The sequence below is a fragment of the Mycobacterium montefiorense genome (assembly GCF_003112775.1).
Classification (GTDB): Bacteria; Actinomycetota; Actinomycetes; order Mycobacteriales; family Mycobacteriaceae; genus Mycobacterium; species Mycobacterium montefiorense.
The window spans coordinates 123,046-141,972 of the sequence record NZ_BFCH01000048.1 but is presented as its reverse complement, the minus strand read 5'-3'; the positions used below and the strand labels follow the sequence as shown (position 1 = coordinate 141,972).

Below are 18,927 nucleotides of genomic sequence, written 5' to 3'. Positions count from 1 at the left end.
CGGGTTCGTGGTAGCCGGTGTCGGCGGGGTGCGCCCGGGGACGCGGATGAGTCGGAGCTTCGACTGGGCAGGTCCGATTGTTGTGCAGTGGGACGGTCCATTCGCTCGCTGCTCGTCTGGCCTGTCGATGGCGCGCCGCAAATGCCCGGCGTTATCCACAGTTAGGGCCAGGGTTAACCGCAAGTTGCTGATTGATTGCGTCTATACCCCGCCCCCCATGTGGACAAACCTGTGGAAACTGTGGATAGCCATGAAGTAGCTGTGACGCCGGTAACAGGTGCGGATTCGGGTCGCGGAAGGCCATTTCGGCCCTCGCATCGGTGAGGTTTCGCGAAGCGTCCCGCGGTCCGTGTAATCCCACGGTATCGCCGCTGCCGCGCGGGCCGTGTCTGCGCCGGCGCTACGCTGGTCCGGTGATCCAGGTGTGCTCCCAGTGCGGCACCCGTTGGAACGTGCGCGAACGTCGCCGGGAGTGGTGTCCGCGTTGTCGGGGTGCGCTGATGGCACCTCTGGCGGATGTGCCGGGCGACCCCCGGTGGAGCACGCAGGGTGGTCCGCCGCCCGCTCGCTCGGCCGCACCACAACGCACACCGCCGCGGTTGCCGCCGGGTTTCCGGTGGATCGCGGTGCGCCCCGGCGCCGCACCCCCCGCGCGGCGGGGACCACGGTCGCTAGGTCCGACGCCGCGTTACGCCGTGATCCCGCGTTGGGGTTTGACCGACCACGTCGAGCAGACCCCGGCGACCGACGACATTTCGGCACAAACCGGCCCGTCGGCGGCAGCCGTGCGCCTTGCGCTGTTCATCGGCGTGCTGGTGCTCGGCAGTGCGGCGCTGATGTACGTAGTCCGGTATGTCCTGTTGGTCTTCAACCGGAAAACCTTGCTGAACTCGATAGTGGCCGCCGCCGCGGACTGGTTCACAGACTTGGCCAGCGTGGCGGCGGTGGCGGCGCTGATCACCTCCGGCGTGTTCCTGATCCGATGGCTGATCGCGCGGCGGGCGGCCGTGTTCTCGCACTACGGCCTGTCCGATCACCGTTCCGTCAGGGCGTTGTGGGCCGGCTGCGCCGTTCCGTTCGCCAATCTGCTGTGGGCTCCGGTCTACGTGATCGAGCTGGCCGTGCTCGAAGAGCACTATGGCCGGGCGCGGCGACCGATCGTCGAGTGGTGGATCGCTTGGGTTTTCAGCTACCTAGTTTCAATCTGGGCGATCGTCACCAGCTTCGCGACCGACCCCCAAGGCATCGCCAACAACACCGTCCTGATGGTGTTCGGATACCTTTTCGCGGCGGCGACCCTGGCCACTGTGGCCCGTGTTTTTGAGGGATTTGAACGCAAACCCGTCGCACAGCCCGCGCATCGCTGGGTCGCGGTGGCCGCCGATATCCCGGATCAACCCGGCGCGCCCGCCGCCGTTCCTGTTGAGTTGGAGGGGGAGGAACCGGCAGCATAGGGGTATGACGTGGCCCGACGAGGTGCTCGCCGGGCATCCTTTTATCGTTGCCCACCGAGGTGCGTCGGCGTCTCGCCCCGAACACACGCTTGCTGCTTACGACCTCGCGCTCAAGGAGGGCGCCGACGGCGTCGAATGCGACGTGCGGTTGACCCGCGACGGCCATTTGGTGTGTGTGCACGACCGCAAGCTGGACCGGACGTCGAGCGGCGCCGGCTTGGTCAGCACCATGACCCTCGCCGAGCTAGGCGAGCTGGAATACGGTGCCTGGCACGACAGTTGGCGATCGGACGGCACCCACGGTGACACCAGCCTGCTCACGCTGGATGCCCTGGTATCGATGGTTCTCGACTGGAACCGGCCGGTGAAGATCTTCATCGAGACCAAGCATCCGGTGCGGTATGGCTCGCTGGTCGAGAGCAAGGTGCTGGCGCTGCTGCACCGCTTCGGTATCGCCTCGCCGGCATCTGCCGACCGGTCGCGCGCGGTGGTGATGTCCTTCTCAGCGGCAGCGGTCTGGCGAATACGCCGAGCAGCACCGCTGCTGCCAACGGTGCTGCTCGGCCGGAACGCTCGCTATCTGACCAGCAGCGCGGCCACCGCCGTCGGGGCCACCGCCGTCGGGCCGTCGCTGGACGCGCTGAAGGACTATCCGCAACTGGTGGATCGTGCCGTCGCCCAGGGCCGGGCCGTGTACTGCTGGACCGTCGACGGCTACGACGACGTTGACTTCTGCCGGGACGTGGGGGTGGCCTGGATTGCTACCAACCACCCCGGCCGGACGAAGGCCTGGCTGGACAACACGCGGACCATCGGAGGGACTGGCTAGACCGGCGAGACGAGGTGGCCGCCCGCGGCTGGTGGGGCGCTGGCGCTAATGGCCTGAGTGCCCACTTCGCGGGCGACGAAGTTCTCCAGATCGAACAGGTTGGCGCCGGCGCGATCGGACACCGTCACCAGGGTTTTCATCACCGCTACCTCTTCGACCTGCTCCTGCAGAAACCACTGCATGAACTGTTCGCCCAGGTAATCACCCTCGTCGCGAGCCACGCGTGCAAGCTGGGTGATTTGGTCGGTGACCAACCGTTCCTGCTCCAGGGCTAGGACCAGCGCGTCCCGTGGTTGGTCGAATTGATTGCGTACCGCGTCGATGCCCGCGATCTCGACGTCCACGTCGCGATCGAGCAGATGCTGCACCAGCATCATTGCGTGGTTCCGTTCCTCGAGCGCTCGCCCGTAAAAATGCCTCGCCAATTGCGGCAGTTCGGCGGCGCTAAAATAAACGGCAATCGCAACGTATTGCTGAGAACTAGTGAATTCGTGAGAAATCTGCTCCTGGAGTAATGAGTGGAACTTGGTCTTGGGAGTATCAGTCGCGGTCATGCAAGCACCTTAGCGCAGCTAGAAGGGCATCGTAAAGAGCGTCAGATAAGCTCGGAAAAAGTTTCTGAGCCTTATATATACGCCATTTATGCAGGCCCGGTTCGCCTATGTGTAGAAGCGTCACATTACACTGCTCATATTTCGGGAATTGCACCCCGCATTAGGGCCACGAAATCGCTAAGGCGGTCCCTCGAGCGCGTCGCTGGGTACCGGTGCGTCGGAGGCCAGGGCGTCGAACAGCTGGCCGGCAACGTCGTGATTCCACACCACGACCGAGCCGGCGCCGTTGCTGGTGAACTCGGCGATCGGGACGGTCAGCGCGGTGGCGGATCCGTGTATCGCCCAGCCCAGCCGAGCCAGGTCCCAGACGTGATCGCCCTCGTTGACGGTCAACGCGTCGGCGGCGGCGTGCGGCACCGCGTACCAGCGCCACGGATTGAGCCAGACCGACGGGCTGGCGGCGCGCTGCAGCAGCGCTGAGATGAATTGCCGTTGGTTGACCATCCGGTCCAGATCAGCCCGAGGGGTGTCCCGGGTCCTGACGTATCCGAGCGCGTCGCGACCGTTCAGCTGCTGGCAACCGGCGGGCAGGTCGATGCCGGCCAACGGATCGTTGATCGGCTCGGTCGGGCAGGCGGTAACACCGCCAAGCGCGTCCACCAGGACGGCGAACCCGCTGAACCCGATCTCGGCGTAGTGATCGAGCCGCAGTCCGGTGGCCTGTTCCACCGTCTGGGCCAGCAACGATGCCCCGCCGATCGCGAACGCGGAGTTGAGCTTGTCCTTGCCGTGCTCGGGGATCGGCACGTACGAGTCGCGCGGTATCGACACCAGCGTCGTCGGGGTGCGCGACCCCAATGCGGGGATGTGTATCAGCAGCATCGTGTCGGTGCGGCTGTTCCCGGCGTCGCCGCCGGTGGCCAAGTCTTGTTGCTGTTCGGCCGACAGGCCTTCGCGACTGTCCGACCCGACGAGCAGCCAGTTGGTGCCGCGACCGGGCGCGGGCCGATCGGGCTAGTCGGCCAATACCGGCTTGCGATGCAGTGTCGTGTCCAGCCAGAGGCCGCCGCCCAGCACGCCAGCGAGTGCCAGCAGCAAGACGATCAGCAATGTCGACGCGATGGCGCGGCCCCAGCGGTGTTTTTTGCGCTTGCGGCGCACCCGCGGCGCGGCGGGCGGGGATGCCGAGACGCGGGGGATCGGCACCGTTGGGTCGGCGGCCGACGGTGGCGGATTGGTCTGGCGATGCAGCACCGGCGGTGCCTCGGGACGCGACTTCCGCGGAGGGATCGGTCTCGCAGGCCGTCCACGTCGTGGTGATCGGTCGCCGGTCACCCGGTCAATTTACGTGCATCCAGGCGCCCACTGCGTGCGTCGCGGCCCGCGTCGGTGCTCTCGATGGCTAGGGGCGGGCCCGCAGGCCGTTGATGAACGGGCAGCCCATCAGCACGCGAATGGCCTGGCTCAAGCCGGTCATGTCGTCGACCGGCTTGTGGAACGGCAGCCGGATGTCGTGGTCGCCGTCGTGGCCTTCGATGCGGAACCGCACGCCATAGCGGTCGAGCCCGAGCGGGCGGACCTGTCCGCGCCGCAGCGGCGCCGGCAGTCGGGACACCAGGCGCGCCACCACGTCGCTGTGGGCGTTGTCGAGGTGCCACAGCAGGCTCGACTCCATCTCGCAGAACGGGTCGGGGCGAGCCGCGAGCAGGTCTTCGATGCTGACGGGCTCGGCGCCGGTCGCGTCCGTCACCACGACGGAGGCGATCTCGAGCCGCAGCAGCGTGTATCGGTCATCGCCCGGGGTGGGCGGCATGCACTGCGGCGTATCAACTTGCAGCAGTGCCGGATGCGGGCACTCGCTGGCGATCAGATCGAGGGTCGGGGTGATCTCGGCCGCCGGGACCTGCTCCAGCCGGCCGCGAACCCATACCAGCGAACGGACCGGCTCCCGCAGCGGAAGCGGCGCGTAGTCGGTGAGTTCGAGCAGTGCTTGCGATCCGCAGATCCGGCGGTCGGTCGCGCTGTTATCGGTGGGGAGGGCGACGGCGAAGGATCCGTCGTGCAGGAGGTGATGCACCGGGGTGGGTACCGGGTCCTCGCGTTCGACGGCCAGAAGGGCACCGCCGGCCCGGGCGCAGGCGCTGCGGATGCGTTCGGCAGTCGTCGGCGCGGCGCTGGTCAGCGGCAACATCGTCCCGTTCTCCTTCGATCCTTAGGTAGGCCTAAGTTAACTTAGATCGCAGGTCGAAGCAAGGTCTGTTTTTGCAATGACCCCACTAGGGTTGTGGTCGTGGTCGGCATCACTTACCTCGGTCCCGAAGGCACCTTCACCGAGGCGGCGCTCTTGCAGATGATTTCCGCAGGCTTGATCCCCGACCAACATCTGAGCCCGGTCCAGCGGTTGCCGATCGACAGCACACCCGCGGCGCTGGAGGCGGTCCGTAACCGGGAGACCGACTACGCGTGCGTGCCGATCGAGAACTCGATCGACGGCACGGTGGTGCCGACATTGGACAGTTTGGCCAACGGTTCGCCGATGCAGATTTTCGCCGAGACACCCCTCGATGTGGCGTTCAGCATCGTCGTCAAACCCGGCCTGGAAAAAACGCCGGGCGCCGTTGGGGTTAAAACCCTGGCCGCGTTTCCCGTGGCCGCGGCCCAGGTGCGCCGATGGCTGGCCGCCAACCTGCCCAACGTCGAACTGCGGCCGGCCTACTCCAATGCCGACGCCGCCAGGCAGGTAGCCCAGGGCGAGGCCGACGCCGCGGTCACGTCGCCGTTGGCCGCCAAGCACTGGAAGCTCGCGGCCCTGGCCGAAGGCGTGGTCGACGAACTCAACGCCCGTACCCGGTTCGTCCTGGTGGGCTTGCCGGGGCCGCCGCCGGTCCGCACTGGAGCCGATCGCACGTCGGTGGTGTTGCGGATCGAGAATGCGCCGGGCGCGCTGCTGGCCGCGCTCGGCGAATTCGGCATCCGCGATATCGACCTGACCCGCATCGAATCCCGGCCAACCCGAACCGAACTCGGCACCTATCAGTTCTTTGCCGACTGTGCGGGGCATATCGACGACGGCGACGTCGCCGAGGCACTCAAGGCACTGCATCGACGTTGTGTGGATGTGCGATATCTAGGATCCTGGCCGACTGGCCCGGCAGCGGGGATAGGGCCACCGCCACCAGACGAAGCGTCGCGGTGGCTGGCGCGGCTACGGGAGGGCAAACCTGAACAGGCCGAAGCTTCCGGTGGGGGGATCTAAACGATGAGTGGTCGGTTGGTGCTGTTGCGGCACGGCCAGTCCTTCGGCAACGTCGAACGCCGGCTGGACACCCGCCCGCCCGGGGCGGATCTGACGCCCACGGGACGGGATCAGGCGCGGGCGTTCGCCGTCGATGCCGGACGGCCGGCGCTGCTCGCGCACTCGGTGGCCAACCGGGCGTCGCAGACGGCCGCGGTGATTGGCGCCGAGGTCGACGTCGCTCCGCACGAAGTCGCCGGCATCCATGAGGTACAGGTCGGTGCGCTGGAAAACCGCAACGACGACGAGGCGGTAGCGGAGTTCAATGCCATCTACGGCCGATGGCAGCACGGTGAACTCGATCTGCCGTTGCCCGGCGGCGAGACCGCCAGCGAGGTGTTGGACCGCTACGTCCCGGTGCTCACCGACTTACGGATGCGCTATCTCGACGATCGCGACTGGAACGGTGACATCGTCGTCGTCAGCCACGGCGCCGCGATCCGGCTGGTTTCCGCGGTGCTGGCCGGCGTGGACGCAGACTTCGCGCTGGACAACCATCTGGCCAATGCCGAGTCCGTGGTGTTGGCGCCGATCACCGACGGACGGTGGAGCTGCGTGCGGTGGGGAAACCTGGCGCCGCCGTTTTACCCCGAGCCCAGCGCCGAGGTCACGCCGGTCGCCGACGCGGTGCGGTCCAGCACCGATCCGATGGGCTGATCAGACAGCCAGCGCAACCAGTTCCGTGCAGCTGCAGCCGACGGCGTCGCAGTCGATGACGAACGTGTGCGCCAACAGCTCGGGACTGACGCAGTCCGGCTCGGTGCATTCCGAACGGCGCAACGAGTGGCGAATGATGGTGCCGTGGCAGTGTTCTAAGCCTGCCCGGCACTCGCGGCAATCTGCGCTCATACGCCGTTCCTAGCACCAGGGCATGACAAATCCGCGATGCCGCGCCCGGATTTGCGCCGGATTCTCAGCCCCAGCCCAGCTCTTCCAATCGGTCGTCGTCGATGCCGAAGTGGTGGGCGATTTCGTGGATCACCGTGATCGCCACCTCCTGCACGACGTCGTCGTCGGATTCGCAGATGTCCAGCAGCGCGCGGCGGTAGATCGTGATGGCGTCGGGCAGCGATCCGCCGTAGTTCCAGTCGCGTTCGGTCAGCGCTACCCCCTCGTAGAGCCCCAGCAGTTCGGGGTCTTCGGGGTGACGATCCTCGACGAGGATCACGACGTTGTCCATGGCGGCCGCCAGCTGGGTGGGAATCAGGTCGAGTGCGTCGGAGACCAGTTCGTCGAACCGCTGCGGATCCATCCGCACGGCCACCCGGCTAACCTCCCGGTGCCGGCTCGGCTGGCGGAGGCGCGCCCGGTGCCGGTGCATCCGGCATGGGCGGCGGCGCCTGGTTGGCCGGTGGCGGCGGCGCACCACCGTCGGCCGGAGGTGGCGGCTGATCCTGCGGCGCCTGGGTGGCCGGCGCCTGCGTGGCGGTCGCCCGGGGTGGCGTCACCACTGGCTGTTGTTGCGGCAGGTGCTGATTGCCCTGCGGCATCTCCGGCGGAGTGTTGGACTGCTGGGGAGGGCTGGCCGGTGCCTGCACCGGAATCGGCGGCAGGGTGAGCCGCTCCTCGGGAATATCGGGTGGGGGCACCGGTGTCTGACCGTTGATCAGCAGTTGGCCCTTGGCGCTGTTCACCAGCGCGGCCCAGCCCCCGTTGCCCAGAGTGGCGCCGATGCTGCACGCCACCTCCCGGCTACCCGCCGACCAACTGGGCAGCGACACGGTGGGGTAGATCAGCGTCAGCGTCGTGGTGCGCAACTTGATCGGCGCCAGGTACGCGTCGGTCATCTTCGTGCAAGCGTCCTTGATGTAGCCGTCCTGCTCGGGCTCCGCGGGCAGCGCACCGGGGAATTTCTCGGCCAGGTTGACCGTCCCGGTGACCTCCATGGCATGCGGCGCCTTGCAGTCAACCGGGACGTCGATGGGCTGGTTGGCTGTCGAGTCGATGCCCAGGCAGGTGCCCGACGGCCAGATCTTGGACTGGTCGACGTCGGAGACCTTGCCCTTGAAGGCGGCTTGTTCGTTGTTCGAGCCGGGCATCTGCAGCCCGCACAACATGCGGCGCTCGCCGGACTGACGCCACGCTCGGTCACCCGCCCACAGCAGGCTCACACTGAATTTGCTGTTGGGATCGTACTTAGGGCCCAGGTATCGGCGCACCGCCGCCTCGCATTGCTCCTGGCTGATCTGCTGGATGCGCGCCGGCGACGGCGGGGCGGCGTTGGGCCCGTATTCCGAGCCGGGGAAAGTTCTCATGTCGATGGACTCGGCGACCTCGAACTTATGGTCGTCGATGCATTTGACGATGCTTGCGGACTCCGGCGTGACATCCGGCCACATCAGGCAATCGCCGGTTTTGGCGCGGTTGAACGCGGCATCTGTCTTAGCTCCGGTGCTGGGCACGGGATTGCTGTCGAGGTAGCCCGCAAGCCGGCCCTGCCCGGGTCCGCCAACCGGCAGCGCGGTTACCAGTCCCGCGATCAAAAGGCCGCCGAGCGCGAACAGCAGCAACGCCCGCCGGGTCGCCGTCGCCTGCAAAGTGCGCGGCCACTGAAAGCCGGCCAGCTGCTGCTCCGCCTCAGTGGCGGGCGGGCTGGCTGCGGCGACTTGAGTCTCGATCGTGTCCGACATCGACTCCATTCTGACAGGGCGCCCAAGCTAACGTGACAAACGTTACAGATGTGAGTCCTGGGGTTAGCCCTGGCCGATGCTGCGCGCGGCCGTGCCGAACCGAAAGTAATCTTTTGGCCGTGATCGACCTCAAGCTGCTCCGGGAAGACCCCGACGCCGTCCGCCGCTCCCAACGCAGCCGCGGCGAGGATCCGGCGCTGGTGGATGCGCTGCTGAGCGCCGACGGCGCCCGCCGGTCCGCGATCTCGACCGCCGACACGCTGCGGGCCGACCAGAAGTCCGCCAGCAAGAGCGTGGGCGCCGCCTCGCCCGACGAACGCCCGGCGTTGTTGGCGCGCGCCAAGGAGCTGGCCGAGCAGGTGAAGGCCGCCGAGACGGCTCAGGCCGACGCGGAGACGGCGTTCACCGCGGCACACATGGCGATCTCGAACGTCGTCATCGACGGGGTTCCGGCCGGCGGGGAAGACAACTTCACCGTTCTCGACGTCGTCGGAGAGCCACCGGCGATCGCCAACCCCAAGGATCACCTTGAGCTGGGTGAGTCGCTGGGCCTCATCGACATGCAGCGCGGCGCCAAGGTGTCCGGCTCGCGGTTCTACTTCCTGACCGGTCCGGGCGCGCTGCTACAGCTCGGCCTGCTGCAGCTGGCGCTGCGCCTGGCCGTCGAGAACGGCTTCGTCCCGATGATCCCCCCGGTGCTGGTGCGCCCGGAGGTGATGGCCGGCACCGGATTCCTGGGTGCTCACGCCGACGAGATCTATCGGGTGGAAGCCGACGACCTGTACCTGGTCGGCACCTCGGAGGTGCCGCTGGCCGGCTACCACTCGAACGAGATCCTGGATCTGTCCGACGGGCCGCTGCGGTATGCGGGCTGGTCGTCGTGTTTCCGCCGCGAGGCCGGCAGCTACGGCAAGGACACCCGCGGCATCATCCGGGTGCATCAGTTCGACAAGGTCGAGGGTTTCGTCTACTGCACGCCGGCTGACGCCGAGGCGGAACACCAGCGGCTGCTGGGCTGGCAGCGCGAGATGCTGGCTCTCATCGAGGTGCCGTACCGGGTCATCGACGTCGCCGCGGGCGATCTCGGCTCGTCGGCCGCCCGCAAGTTCGACTGCGAGGCATGGGTTCCCACGCAGCAGACCTACCGCGAGCTGACGTCGACGTCGAACTGCACCACGTTCCAGGCGCGCCGGCTGGCGACCCGCTACCGCGGCGACAACGGCAAGCCGCAGACCGCGGCCACGCTCAACGGAACGCTGGGCACCACCCGCTGGCTGGTGTCGATCCTGGAGAACCACCAGCAGCCCGACGGCAGCGTGCGGATGCCCGAAGCATTGGTTCCATTCGTCGGCGCCGAGGTGTTGGAACCGAAGCCCTAGGCGGTTAGGCGTTGACGGCCGCGCGGTCCAGTTCGTGGCGGCGCTGCCGTTCCATCGTCGTGAAGTAGAACGCGAACGCGAACGCGAAGCTGGTGAACAGGCTGGATACGAAGTACAGCCATGGGTGACGCAGACCGCGGCGATAGCCGTCCACGATCGTAAAGATTGGCAGCAGAACCACATTCGCGATCGTGTAGTCCTGACTGGCCGAGCTGGCGGCCGGGTTGGTGAACATCAGCTTGATGTATTCGGCCCAGCTCCCGTGTTCGCCCCAGAGCGGGTTGGTGGAGCCGCGCGAGTACTCCTCGACGTAGGTGATGTTGAAGTACCAGCCGAGCGCGACCGATGCGATGCCGACGACGTAGTACACGATTTCCATCGGTGAGAAGAGCGGGCCGCCGGCCGGCCGGGCGAAGACCTTGGAGTTGGATCTCACAATCCAGGTGATGACTGCCAGTCCGAGTACCGCGTGGGTGATGAGGGAGACCATGGGCGCAGTCTCACCCCCATCGCGAAGTTTTGTCAATATTGACACAATATTTCTTGGTACCTTACTGAAATGGTCAGGCCCGCCCAGACGGCGCGCAGCGAGCGCACGCGTGAAGCGTTGCGCCAGGCCGCGGTGGTGAGATTCCTGGCGCAGGGCGTGGAAGACACCTCGGCCGAACAGATCGCCGCCGACGCCGGGGTGTCGCTGCGCACGTTCTACCGCCACTTCAGCTCGAAGCACGACCTGCTGTTCGCGGACTACACCGGGCTGCACTGGTTTCGGGCGGCCCTGGATGCCGGGCCGGCCGACGAACCGATCATCGATTCGGTGCAGTCGGCCATCTTCGCGTTCCCGTACGACGTTGACGCGGTGAGCAAAATCGCCGCCCTGCGCCAAGACGAGCTGGACCCCGGGCGCATCGTCCGCCACATCCGGGAGGTCCAGGCCGACTTCGCCGATGCCATTGCGGCGCAATTGGAACGACGTAGTCGCGCTGCCAGCGGAACCGCCGAGCGTACCGCCGACCAACAGGTGCGCACCGCGGTGACCGCGCGATGCATTGCGGCCGCGGTGTTCGGCGCGATGGAGGTATGGATGGAAAGCGACGATCGGTCGCTGGGCGAACTCGCGCGCCTATGCCACGCGGCGCTGGAGTCGCTGCGCGCGGGGATCACCGACTCCTGGATTACGGCGACCGTCCGCCAAGTTTCGTCATAATTGACAAAACTTGGCAGGCGTGCGAGCCTCCTCTTCGGAGGGCAGGGACATGACTGGTTATGACGCGATAGTTATCGGTGCAGGGCATAACGGGCTGACCGCGGCCGTGCTGCTGCAGAAGGCGGGACTGCGCACGCTGTGCCTGGACCCCAAGCTCTACGCGGGCGGCATGGCATCCACCGTCGAGCTTTTCGACGGATACCAGTTCGAGATCGCGGGTTCGGTGCTGTTCCCGACCTCGTCCAAGGTGGTCAGCGAGCTGGGCCTGGACGCCATGCCGACTATCGACTTGGACGAGATGTCGGTGGCAGTGCGCGGTGTGGGTGACGATCCGCTGATTCAGTACAGCGACCCGATCAAGCTGTTCACCCACCTCAACGAGGTGCACGGGGCGGACGCCGTCAACGGAATGGCGGGGCTGATGGGATGGGCCCAGGCGCCGAACCGCGCGTTGGGCCGGTTCGAAGCCGGACTGCCGCCCAAGAGCATCGACGAGATGTATGCGTGTGCCACCAATGAATTCGAGCGCTCGGCGATCGATGACATGTTGTTCGGATCGGTCACCGACGTGTTGGACCGCTACCTGCCCGACCGCGAGAAGCACGGCGCGATCCGCGGCTCGATGACGGTGCTGGCCGTCAACACGCTTTACCGGGGGCCGTCCACGCCGGGCAGCGCGGCGGCGCTCGCTTTCGGACTCGGCGTTCCCGACGGGGACACCATGCAGATGAAGAAGCTGCGCGGGGGCATCGGCGCGCTCACCGCGCATCTGCGCGAGGTGCTCGAGAGCCATGGCGGCGAGGTTCGGTTGCGTACCAAGGTGACCGAGATTCTGGTCGCCGACGGGCGGGTGACCGGAGTGCGCACCGAGGCGGGCGAGACGTTGAACGCCCCGATCGTCGTGTCCGGAATCGCGCCGGACGTCACGCTCAACGAGCTGATCGATCCGGCCGCGCTGCCCGCCGATATCCGGGAACGCTATGCGCGCATCGACCACCGCGGCAGCTATCTGCAGATGCACTTCGCGCTGGACGAGGCTCCCGAATTTGTGGCGCCCTACGAGGTCCTCAACGATCCGGCCATGCAGGCCTCGATCGGTCTGTTCTGCACGCCGGAGGAAGTCCAGCAGCAGTGGGAGGATGCTCGGCGCGGAATTGTTCCGGCTGATCCGACGGTCGTGTTGCAGATCCCGTCGCAGAACGACCCGGACCTAGCGCCCGAGGGCAAGCATGCCGCGTCGGCGTTCGCGCTGTTTTTCCCGATCGAGGGCGACGTGGATTACGGGCAGGCGAAGGTGGAAATGGGTCAGCGCGTGATCGACAAGATCACCCGGCTGGCACCGAATTTCGAGCGCACCATCATCCGGCACACCACCTTCACGCCCCGGCATATGGGTGTGATGTTCGGCGCTCCCGGCGGCGACTACTGCCACGGTCTGTTGAATGCGAATCAAGTCGGCCCCAACCGGCCTGGACCGAAAGGCTTTCTCGGCCAGCCGATCCCGATCAAGGGTTTATACCTGGGCAGTGCGGGCTGCCACGGCGGCCCCGGGATCACGTTCACCCCGGGCTACAACGCCGCTCATGCGGCGCTGGCCGATCGCTAACCGATCCGGGCCAGCAGCTCGTCCAGCAGGGCGAGGAACTCGTCCGGGCGCGACGGGGTGAACGCCGGACTTGGCCGGGTCCCCGGAACGTCCAGCGTGATCAGCGTCGACTTCAGTGGGCGCTGCACGTCCAGTGGCAGCCAATGGCGCGGGTCGGTACCGCCCCAGAAGGTGAACCGGGCCGTGAACCAGCCCAGCGATTGAGCCTTGTACCCACGGATTGCGTCCAGCGCGATGATCTTCGACGTGCCGGACGGAAAGTGATAGCGGCGCAACGTGATCGCCGTGCGGTCCAGCTGCACCACGCCGTCCTCGTAGGTGTCGCTCATGTCCGGCGGCTTCGCAGCTGGTGCCCGCGGGTGGTCAGGCAGCGACCGTCCTGTAGCCGCCACTGCCAGCCATGCAGATTGCAGGTCAGCGTGCCGTCTTCTACCACACCGAATTTCGACAAGTCGGCTTTGAGGTGCGGGCAACGACGCTGCATCTCCCAGCCGTCCATCGTGATCGACGCGGAGTCGTCGTGGGTCTCGGCGAACCAGCCGTCGGCGTATGCGATTCGCTCGTCGGTCAAGCACTTGAAGAAGGTGTACAGGTATTCGTTGTAGCCGCCGACCCGCCACGCCCGGAAACGTGTGGACAAAAAGATGGTGTTGACCCAGTCGGGTTCGTGATCGCGCAGCACGGTGCGGACCAACTCCGGCGCGATGGCGAAGCCGTAGCGAACTTTCTCGTGCGGAATACGTTCGCGCACTGTCCGTTTCGGGAAGTCAAGAACCACGGTCTCGGGGCCGATGACTAGCTCGACGGGATAGCCGATGCCGTCACAGATCTCGTTGCTGCCCAGCATCACCGGCTCGAACAGTGCCCGCAGTGGCTCCAGCAGCGGCTCGCCGGTCGGGGGAGCCCAGCCGGCGCGCTCCGCGGCCAGGACCGGCGCCATCCGGTCGGCGAAGTCGGCGATATAGGCCGCCTTGCCGGTGGTGAAGATGGCCTCGACTTCGTCGAGCGGTAGCGGATGTTGTAGCGAATTCAATGACGTGCCAGTGAAATCCGCAACCGTACCAGGAATCATCAGTAGGCCCCGGTCGTGTCCGTGGTTGCGCATCTGGTCCAGGAACACCATTTGGTCGGGGAAGATGTTGGCCGGATCCCCGTGGTCGTCGTTGAGGTGCCGCAACTCCGGATCCAAAAAGCACGGCGGCCCGGCCGATGGCACCACCCAGGTCGCATCCACCTGGGCGACGTACTGACGAGCGCGATCCATTTGACGCTGCCGCTTCTGGGTCCCGAACGACGCCTTGGCCCGGGCCGGCATGTCGTAGACCATCGGGTACCAGATCGCGCCGGAATACTGCAGCAGGTGCACATCGATGTGCCCGAACTCGGCCGTCAGCATGTCGAGATCGACGGGCCGGGCGTCGTTCATGTTGAAAAGCGTTGTCGCACCGTCGGAGACAACCAGCGCCGAGTCGCCGATCGGGCCGTCGGCGGGCGCCCGCAGCGCGATGACCATGATGTCGAGCTCACCCTTGGGCCCGCTGATTTGGTGCTTCATCGAGTCACTGGTCTCAACGAAGCGGTGAAACCCTAATTTTTCCAACTCATTTCGAAGATCGGGCACCGGGAAATCAGGAAGCAGCACCACAGCGTCCTTGTTGACGTGATCGCGGAGATGCTTCGCGTCGAAGTGGTCCTTGTGCAGGTGCGAGACGTACAGGTAGTCGCAGTCGCCCAGCGCCGCCCAGTCCAGCCCCGTGTTATCCGGGAACGGGAACCACGACGCGAAGTAGGCCGGATTAACCCAGGGGTCGCACAGAATGCTGCCCGCCTGGGTTTGGATCAGAAATCCAGCATGACCGACGCTCGTGACCTGCACAAATGCCTTTCGAATGGTTCCGGTGAATCGGTTCGAGCTTAGCGTGAGGTGCTGTCCGAGGTGCCATCGAAGGCCTGCCACAGTCGCCGGTAGTAGTCGATGCGCGCCGGGTCTGGTGCGACGCCGTAGGCGGTGAAGAACTCCGCCTCCCATGCCCGGCCGGGATAATTCCAGCCCAATGAGAGTGTCGCCACCGCGAGATCCGCCCAGCGGTCGGCCACGCCGAGTTCGCCGAGGTCGACATGCCCGCAGCACCGGCCGTCGTCGTCGATCAAGGTGTTGGGGGCACACGCGTCGCCGTGACAGACCACCAGCCGATCGACCGGTGGCGGCTCGCCCACACGTAACCGGGCAGCGGGAGACAGCGCGGCCAGCCTGCTGGTCGCCGACCACTCGAAAGGGCAAGTGTGCGTCGGCAATCCGTCGTGCAGCTCGCGAAGCCCCGCGCCGATCGCACGCACCGCAACGTCCGGGGCCGCCACCCAGCGGGCGTGCACCGCGGACAGGCCCGGCAATCCACGGGTGTACAGCCAGGCACGTTCTGCGTCGACCCCGAACCCGAGCACCTGCGGCACCGCCACGTACCGGGCCGCCCAGCGCAGCCGCCGTGCTTCGCCGGCAAAGTCGGTACCGCGCGCGTTGGCCACCTTGACGAACTCGCGATCGGAGCTGGCCAAGCCCAGCCGGAACGTCACCCCGCCCTCGTCGTTGACCCAGACAGCCTGCACGGGCCGGCCGCCGGCGAATCCGTCAACGATTGCGGGTACCGGGGGCTGCGACGACGGGAAGGTCACTGCTCACCTCTTTTCACCACTTCAGGCGACGCACAGCTGGTAGCACTAGGCTGACAAGCTGTGGAACCGGTATACGGCACTGCGATCCTGCTCGCTCGTTCGATCTGGCGTCTGCAGGGCCTGAAGATCACCGTCACGGGCGTCGAGAACCTGCCGGCTAGCGGTGGGGCAGTGATCGCTATCAACCACACCGGCTACCTCGACTTCACGTTCGCCGGCCTTCCCGCTTACCAGCAGGGTCTGGGTCGCAAAGTACGGTTCATGGCCAAGCAAGAGGTGTTCGACTCTAAAACCACCGGGCCCATCATGCGCAGCCTGCGGCACATCCCGGTGGACCGGCAGGACGGGGCCGCCTCCTACGAAGCGGCCGTCCGAAACCTCAAGGACGGTGAGCTGGTCGGGGTTTATCCCGAAGCGACCATCAGCCGCAGCTTCGAGATCAAGGAATGCAAGAGCGGCGCCGCCCGGATGGCGGTGGAGGCGGGGGTGCCGATTGTCCCGCACATCGTGTGGGGCGCCCAGCGAATCTGGACCAAGGACCACCCGAAAAAGCTCGGACGCCCGAAGGTGCCGATCACAGTGCTGGTCGGCGAGCCGATCGAACCGACACTGGGCGTGCCGGAATTGCGGGGGCTGCTGCACTCGCGGATGCAGCACTTACTGGAAAAGGCGCAGGAACAGTACGGACCTCACCCGGCTGGTGAGTTCTGGGTACCGCACCGGTTGGGCGGCGGCGCCCCATCGTTGGCTGACGCTGCGCGCCTAGACGCCGAGGAGGCCGCCGCGCGCGCGGCTCGGCGGGCCCAAGCCGCGGGGGCGCCGGAGTAGCTGCCGATGGTGGAGCCGACCTATCGCACGTGCGAGCTGCTGGCGCAGGTGGGCGTATTGGCCACTGGCACCGCGATCAGCTACGGCGGGGTGGAGAACATCCCCGAGCGCGGGGGTGCCGTGGTCGCCATCAATCACACCAGCTACATCGACTGGCTGCCGGCCGGGCTGGCTATGCGGCGGCGGCGCCGTCGGCTGCGATTCATGATCAAGGCCGAGATGGAGCAAGTGAAGGTGGTCAGCTTCCTGATCAAGCGGACCGGCACCATTCCGGTGGACCGCAACGCCGGGTCGGGTGCCTATGCGGTGGCCGTGCAGCGGCTACGCGAGGGCGAGCTGGTCGGGGTTTATCCGGAAGCGACGATCAGCCGCAGCTTCGAGCTCAAGGAGTTCAAGACGGGCGCCGCCCGGATGGCCAGCGAAGCGGACGTCCCGATCGTGCCGATCATCGTCTGGGGTGCGCAGCGGATCTGGACCAAGGACCACCCCCGACGCCTCGGCCGGCACCAGGTGCCGATCACCGTGCAGGTCGGCCCGCCGTTGCATGCCACCGACGACATCGCGCAGACCGACGCGGCGCTGCGCGACTCGATGACCAAGCTGCTCTACGAGGCGCAGCAGCAGTATCCGCACCCGGCCGGACAATATTGGGTGCCACACCGGCTGGGCGGAGCGGCACCGACATTGGAGGAGGCCGCGCAGATCGAGGCTGACGAGGCCGCGGCGCGGGCAGCGAACCGCCCCCCGCGCCAGTAGCCTTACAGCGAAGGAGAAGACATGGCAGAGCCGTTCTACCGGTTCGGGGAGTTGATCGTTCCCTCGCTCGTCGCGATGAATGGGACCAAGTTCACTTTCCACGGGCTCGAAAACATTCCGCAACGGGGCGGCGCACTGCTTGCCCAGAATCACACCAGCTACCTGGACTGGCTACCGTCCTTGTTCGCCGCGCGGGAGCGGAACCGGCGCATGTACTTCATGATCAAGGCCGAGATGGCCGACGTGAAGGCCGTCGACTATGTGATCAAGCACGCCCGGCTGATTCCGGTGGACCGCCGCAATGGGCAGGGCGCTTGCGCGTCAGCCGTGCAGCGGCTGCGCGCGGGCGAGCTGATCGGGACGCACCCCGAGGCCACCATCAGCCGCAGTTTCGAACTCAGGGAATTCAAGTCCGGCGCGGCACGGATGGCCTTGGAAGCACAGGTGCCCGTCATCCCGGTGATTGTCTGGGGCGCCCACCGCATTTGGCCGAAAGACCATCCAAAGAAGGTGTTCCGCAACAAGGTTCCGATCACCGTGTCCGTCGGCAGGCCGATCCCGCCGCAGGGTGGCGTCGAGCAACTCAACGCCGCGTTGCGCGAAGCCATGAACGGCTTGCTCTACCGGGTGCAGGAGGAGTACCCACACCCGGAGGGGGAGTTCTGGGTGCCGCGGCGGCTGGGCGGCAGCGCGCCCAACCGGGACGACTCCCAGGCGATCCGGCTGGTCGAGTTGCAAGAGCGGGCAAAGAAATACGGCACCGACGGGGTGACCCGGCCGGGAGACGCGCAAAGCGGCCGGCATTGACCAGCGCGGCCGGCCGGACAGGCGGATCGGCTTAGTGACAGCTCAATGACGGCGCCGACTCCAAGGCCGGCGCTGATTGCCTGCGACGTCGACGGCACCTTGTTCGGCGACGACGAGACCATCACCCCGCGTACCCGCGACGCAGTGCGCGCCGCCGTCGCCGCCGGCGCCAAATTCGTTGTGGCAACTGGCCGCCCGCCTCGCTGGATACGCCCGATCGTGGACGAGCTGGGATTCGCACCGATGGCGGTGTGCGCCAACGGCGCCGTCATCTACGACCCCGCCAACGACCGGGTGGTCTCGACGCGCACATTGCCCGTCGACTCCCTGGCCGAATTGGCTGAGCTTGCGATGCGCGTCATCCCGGGTGTGGGCCTGGCAGTGGAGCGGATCGGGCGCAGCGCCCACGACACCGCGACCCCGCAGTTCGTAAGTTCGCCGGGCTATGAGCACGCGTGGCTGAACCCGGACAACACCGAGGTCTCGATCGAAGACCTGCTCAGCGCACCGGCGATCAAATTGTTGATCCGCCAGGCGGGCGCCCGCAGCGCCGATATGGCGGCTGAACTCGTCAAGCACGTCGGTGTCGAGGGCGACATCACCTACTCCACCAACAACGGGCTGGTGGAGATAGTGCCACTGGGAATCAGCAAGGCCACCGGCATCGAAGAGATCGCCAGGCCGCTGGAGATCGACAGCGGCCAGGTGGTGGCGTTCGGCGACATGCCCAACGACATTCCGATGCTGCGGTGGGCCGGTCATGGCGTGGCGATGGGCAATGCCCACCCCGAGGTGCTCGCCGTCGCCGACGAGGTCACCGCACCCAACAGCGACGACGGGGTGGGACGCGTGCTGGAACGTTGGTGGGGCTAGCCGACCGCGTTCGGTGCTGACCTCTGCCGCAGCCGTAGC

General features: G+C 66.6%; 20 protein-coding genes and 1 pseudogene. 11 read left to right on the top strand and 10 right to left on the bottom strand.

The annotated features are described in order from the left end of the window. The first annotated feature begins 413 nt into the window (after nucleotides 1–413). Nucleotides 414–1,454 carry a DUF4328 domain-containing protein gene (locus DB708_RS26525; protein ID WP_108926426.1) on the top strand — a complete coding sequence of 347 codons (1,041 nt, stop codon included), beginning with the start codon at nucleotides 414–416 and terminating at the stop codon, nucleotides 1,452–1,454. A 4-nt stretch (nucleotides 1,455–1,458) separates the two neighbouring features. Continuing rightward, complete coding sequence (locus tag DB708_RS26520) at nucleotides 1,459–2,283, top strand: glycerophosphodiester phosphodiesterase (protein WP_108926425.1); 825 nt, start codon at nucleotides 1,459–1,461, stop codon at nucleotides 2,281–2,283. Here the strand turns inward: DB708_RS26520 and DB708_RS26515 are convergent. The 3 genes and pseudogenes from DB708_RS26515 to DB708_RS26505 form a co-directional block, all read right to left on the bottom strand. After that, entirely contained in the window at nucleotides 2,280–2,837 is a 558-nt protein-coding gene (locus DB708_RS26515) for a ferritin (RefSeq protein WP_108926424.1), read from the bottom strand. The genes DB708_RS26520 and DB708_RS26515 overlap by 4 nt on opposite strands. A 177-nt stretch (nucleotides 2,838–3,014) precedes the next feature. Then, nucleotides 3,015–4,172 (bottom strand): annotated as a pseudogene (locus DB708_RS27470) (LCP family protein). A gap of 67 nt (nucleotides 4,173–4,239) precedes the next feature. Then, nucleotides 4,240–5,028: a DUF2470 domain-containing protein gene (locus tag DB708_RS26505; RefSeq protein WP_108926423.1), complete on the bottom strand. Its 789-nt coding sequence runs from the start codon at nucleotides 5,026–5,028 to the stop codon at nucleotides 4,240–4,242. Nucleotides 5,029–5,127: 99 nt separating this feature from the next. On the opposite strand from DB708_RS26505, the gene pheA reads away from it, so the two are divergent. Then, complete coding sequence (gene pheA / locus DB708_RS26500) at nucleotides 5,128–6,093, top strand: prephenate dehydratase (protein ID WP_108926523.1); 966 nt, start codon at nucleotides 5,128–5,130, stop codon at nucleotides 6,091–6,093. A gap of 3 nt (nucleotides 6,094–6,096) precedes the next feature. Further along, entirely contained in the window at nucleotides 6,097–6,789 is a 693-nt protein-coding gene (locus tag DB708_RS26495) for a histidine phosphatase family protein (RefSeq protein WP_108926422.1), read from the top strand. Here DB708_RS26495 and DB708_RS26490 read toward each other — a convergent pair whose 3' ends face one another. From DB708_RS26490 to DB708_RS26480, 3 genes are all read right to left on the bottom strand, one after another. Continuing rightward, complete coding sequence (locus tag DB708_RS26490; RefSeq protein ID WP_108926421.1) at nucleotides 6,790–6,981, bottom strand: hypothetical protein; 192 nt, start codon at nucleotides 6,979–6,981, stop codon at nucleotides 6,790–6,792. A 64-nt stretch (nucleotides 6,982–7,045) separates the two neighbouring features. Next, nucleotides 7,046–7,396 carry a metallopeptidase family protein gene (locus tag DB708_RS26485; RefSeq protein ID WP_108926420.1) on the bottom strand — a complete coding sequence of 117 codons (351 nt, stop codon included), beginning with the start codon at nucleotides 7,394–7,396 and terminating at the stop codon, nucleotides 7,046–7,048. Between the two features lie 4 nt (nucleotides 7,397–7,400). Continuing rightward, nucleotides 7,401–8,771 (bottom strand): septum formation family protein, encoded by a 1,371-nt coding sequence (locus tag DB708_RS26480; protein WP_108926419.1) that lies wholly within the window; start codon nucleotides 8,769–8,771, stop codon nucleotides 7,401–7,403. A gap of 110 nt (nucleotides 8,772–8,881) precedes the next feature. Here DB708_RS26480 and serS point away from each other — a divergent pair, with 110 nt between their 5' ends. After that, nucleotides 8,882–10,141, top strand: coding sequence for a serine--tRNA ligase (serS, locus tag DB708_RS26475; RefSeq protein ID WP_108926418.1), 1,260 nt, complete (start codon nucleotides 8,882–8,884; stop codon nucleotides 10,139–10,141). 4 nt (nucleotides 10,142–10,145) lie between these two features. Here serS and DB708_RS26470 read toward each other — a convergent pair whose 3' ends face one another. Then, nucleotides 10,146–10,631, bottom strand: a complete 486-nt coding sequence (locus DB708_RS26470; RefSeq protein WP_108926417.1) for a DUF2834 domain-containing protein — start codon at nucleotides 10,629–10,631, stop codon at nucleotides 10,146–10,148. Between the two features lie 69 nt (nucleotides 10,632–10,700). On the opposite strand from DB708_RS26470, the gene DB708_RS26465 reads away from it, so the two are divergent. After that, nucleotides 10,701–11,348, top strand: coding sequence for a TetR/AcrR family transcriptional regulator (locus tag DB708_RS26465; RefSeq protein ID WP_108926416.1), 648 nt, complete (start codon nucleotides 10,701–10,703; stop codon nucleotides 11,346–11,348). A 49-nt stretch (nucleotides 11,349–11,397) separates the two neighbouring features. Further along, nucleotides 11,398–12,954, top strand: coding sequence for a phytoene desaturase family protein (locus tag DB708_RS26460; protein WP_108926415.1), 1,557 nt, complete (start codon nucleotides 11,398–11,400; stop codon nucleotides 12,952–12,954). Here DB708_RS26460 and DB708_RS26455 read toward each other — a convergent pair. Genes DB708_RS26455 through DB708_RS26445 form a run of 3 tightly spaced genes read right to left on the bottom strand, consistent with a single transcriptional unit; the run spans nucleotide 12,951 to nucleotide 15,624 of the window. Next, complete coding sequence (locus tag DB708_RS26455) at nucleotides 12,951–13,283, bottom strand: hypothetical protein (RefSeq protein ID WP_108926414.1); 333 nt, start codon at nucleotides 13,281–13,283, stop codon at nucleotides 12,951–12,953. The genes DB708_RS26460 and DB708_RS26455 overlap by 4 nt on opposite strands. Continuing rightward, on the bottom strand, nucleotides 13,280–14,830 hold the full coding sequence (locus DB708_RS26450; RefSeq protein ID WP_108926522.1) for an MBL fold metallo-hydrolase: 1,551 nt from the start codon (nucleotides 14,828–14,830) through the stop codon (nucleotides 13,280–13,282). The genes DB708_RS26455 and DB708_RS26450 overlap by 4 nt, the downstream gene beginning before the upstream one ends. Before the next feature lie 38 nt (nucleotides 14,831–14,868). Then, nucleotides 14,869–15,624, bottom strand: coding sequence for a phosphotransferase (locus tag DB708_RS26445; protein ID WP_108926413.1), 756 nt, complete (start codon nucleotides 15,622–15,624; stop codon nucleotides 14,869–14,871). A 60-nt stretch (nucleotides 15,625–15,684) separates the two neighbouring features. On the opposite strand from DB708_RS26445, the gene DB708_RS26440 reads away from it, so the two are divergent. The 4 genes from DB708_RS26440 to DB708_RS26425 are packed head-to-tail and all read left to right on the top strand — an operon-like array spanning nucleotide 15,685 to nucleotide 18,888. Then, nucleotides 15,685–16,452, top strand: a complete 768-nt coding sequence (locus tag DB708_RS26440; protein WP_108926412.1) for a lysophospholipid acyltransferase family protein — start codon at nucleotides 15,685–15,687, stop codon at nucleotides 16,450–16,452. A gap of 6 nt (nucleotides 16,453–16,458) precedes the next feature. Next, a complete protein-coding gene (locus DB708_RS26435; RefSeq protein WP_108926411.1) occupies nucleotides 16,459–17,208 on the top strand; it encodes a lysophospholipid acyltransferase family protein in 750 nt (249 codons plus the stop codon). A gap of 21 nt (nucleotides 17,209–17,229) precedes the next feature. Beyond that, nucleotides 17,230–18,015, top strand: a complete 786-nt coding sequence (locus tag DB708_RS26430; protein WP_108926410.1) for a lysophospholipid acyltransferase family protein — start codon at nucleotides 17,230–17,232, stop codon at nucleotides 18,013–18,015. A 45-nt stretch (nucleotides 18,016–18,060) separates the two neighbouring features. Beyond that, nucleotides 18,061–18,888 (top strand): HAD family hydrolase, encoded by an 828-nt coding sequence (locus DB708_RS26425; protein WP_108926409.1) that lies wholly within the window; start codon nucleotides 18,061–18,063, stop codon nucleotides 18,886–18,888. The last annotated feature ends 39 nt before the right edge of the window (nucleotides 18,889–18,927 follow it).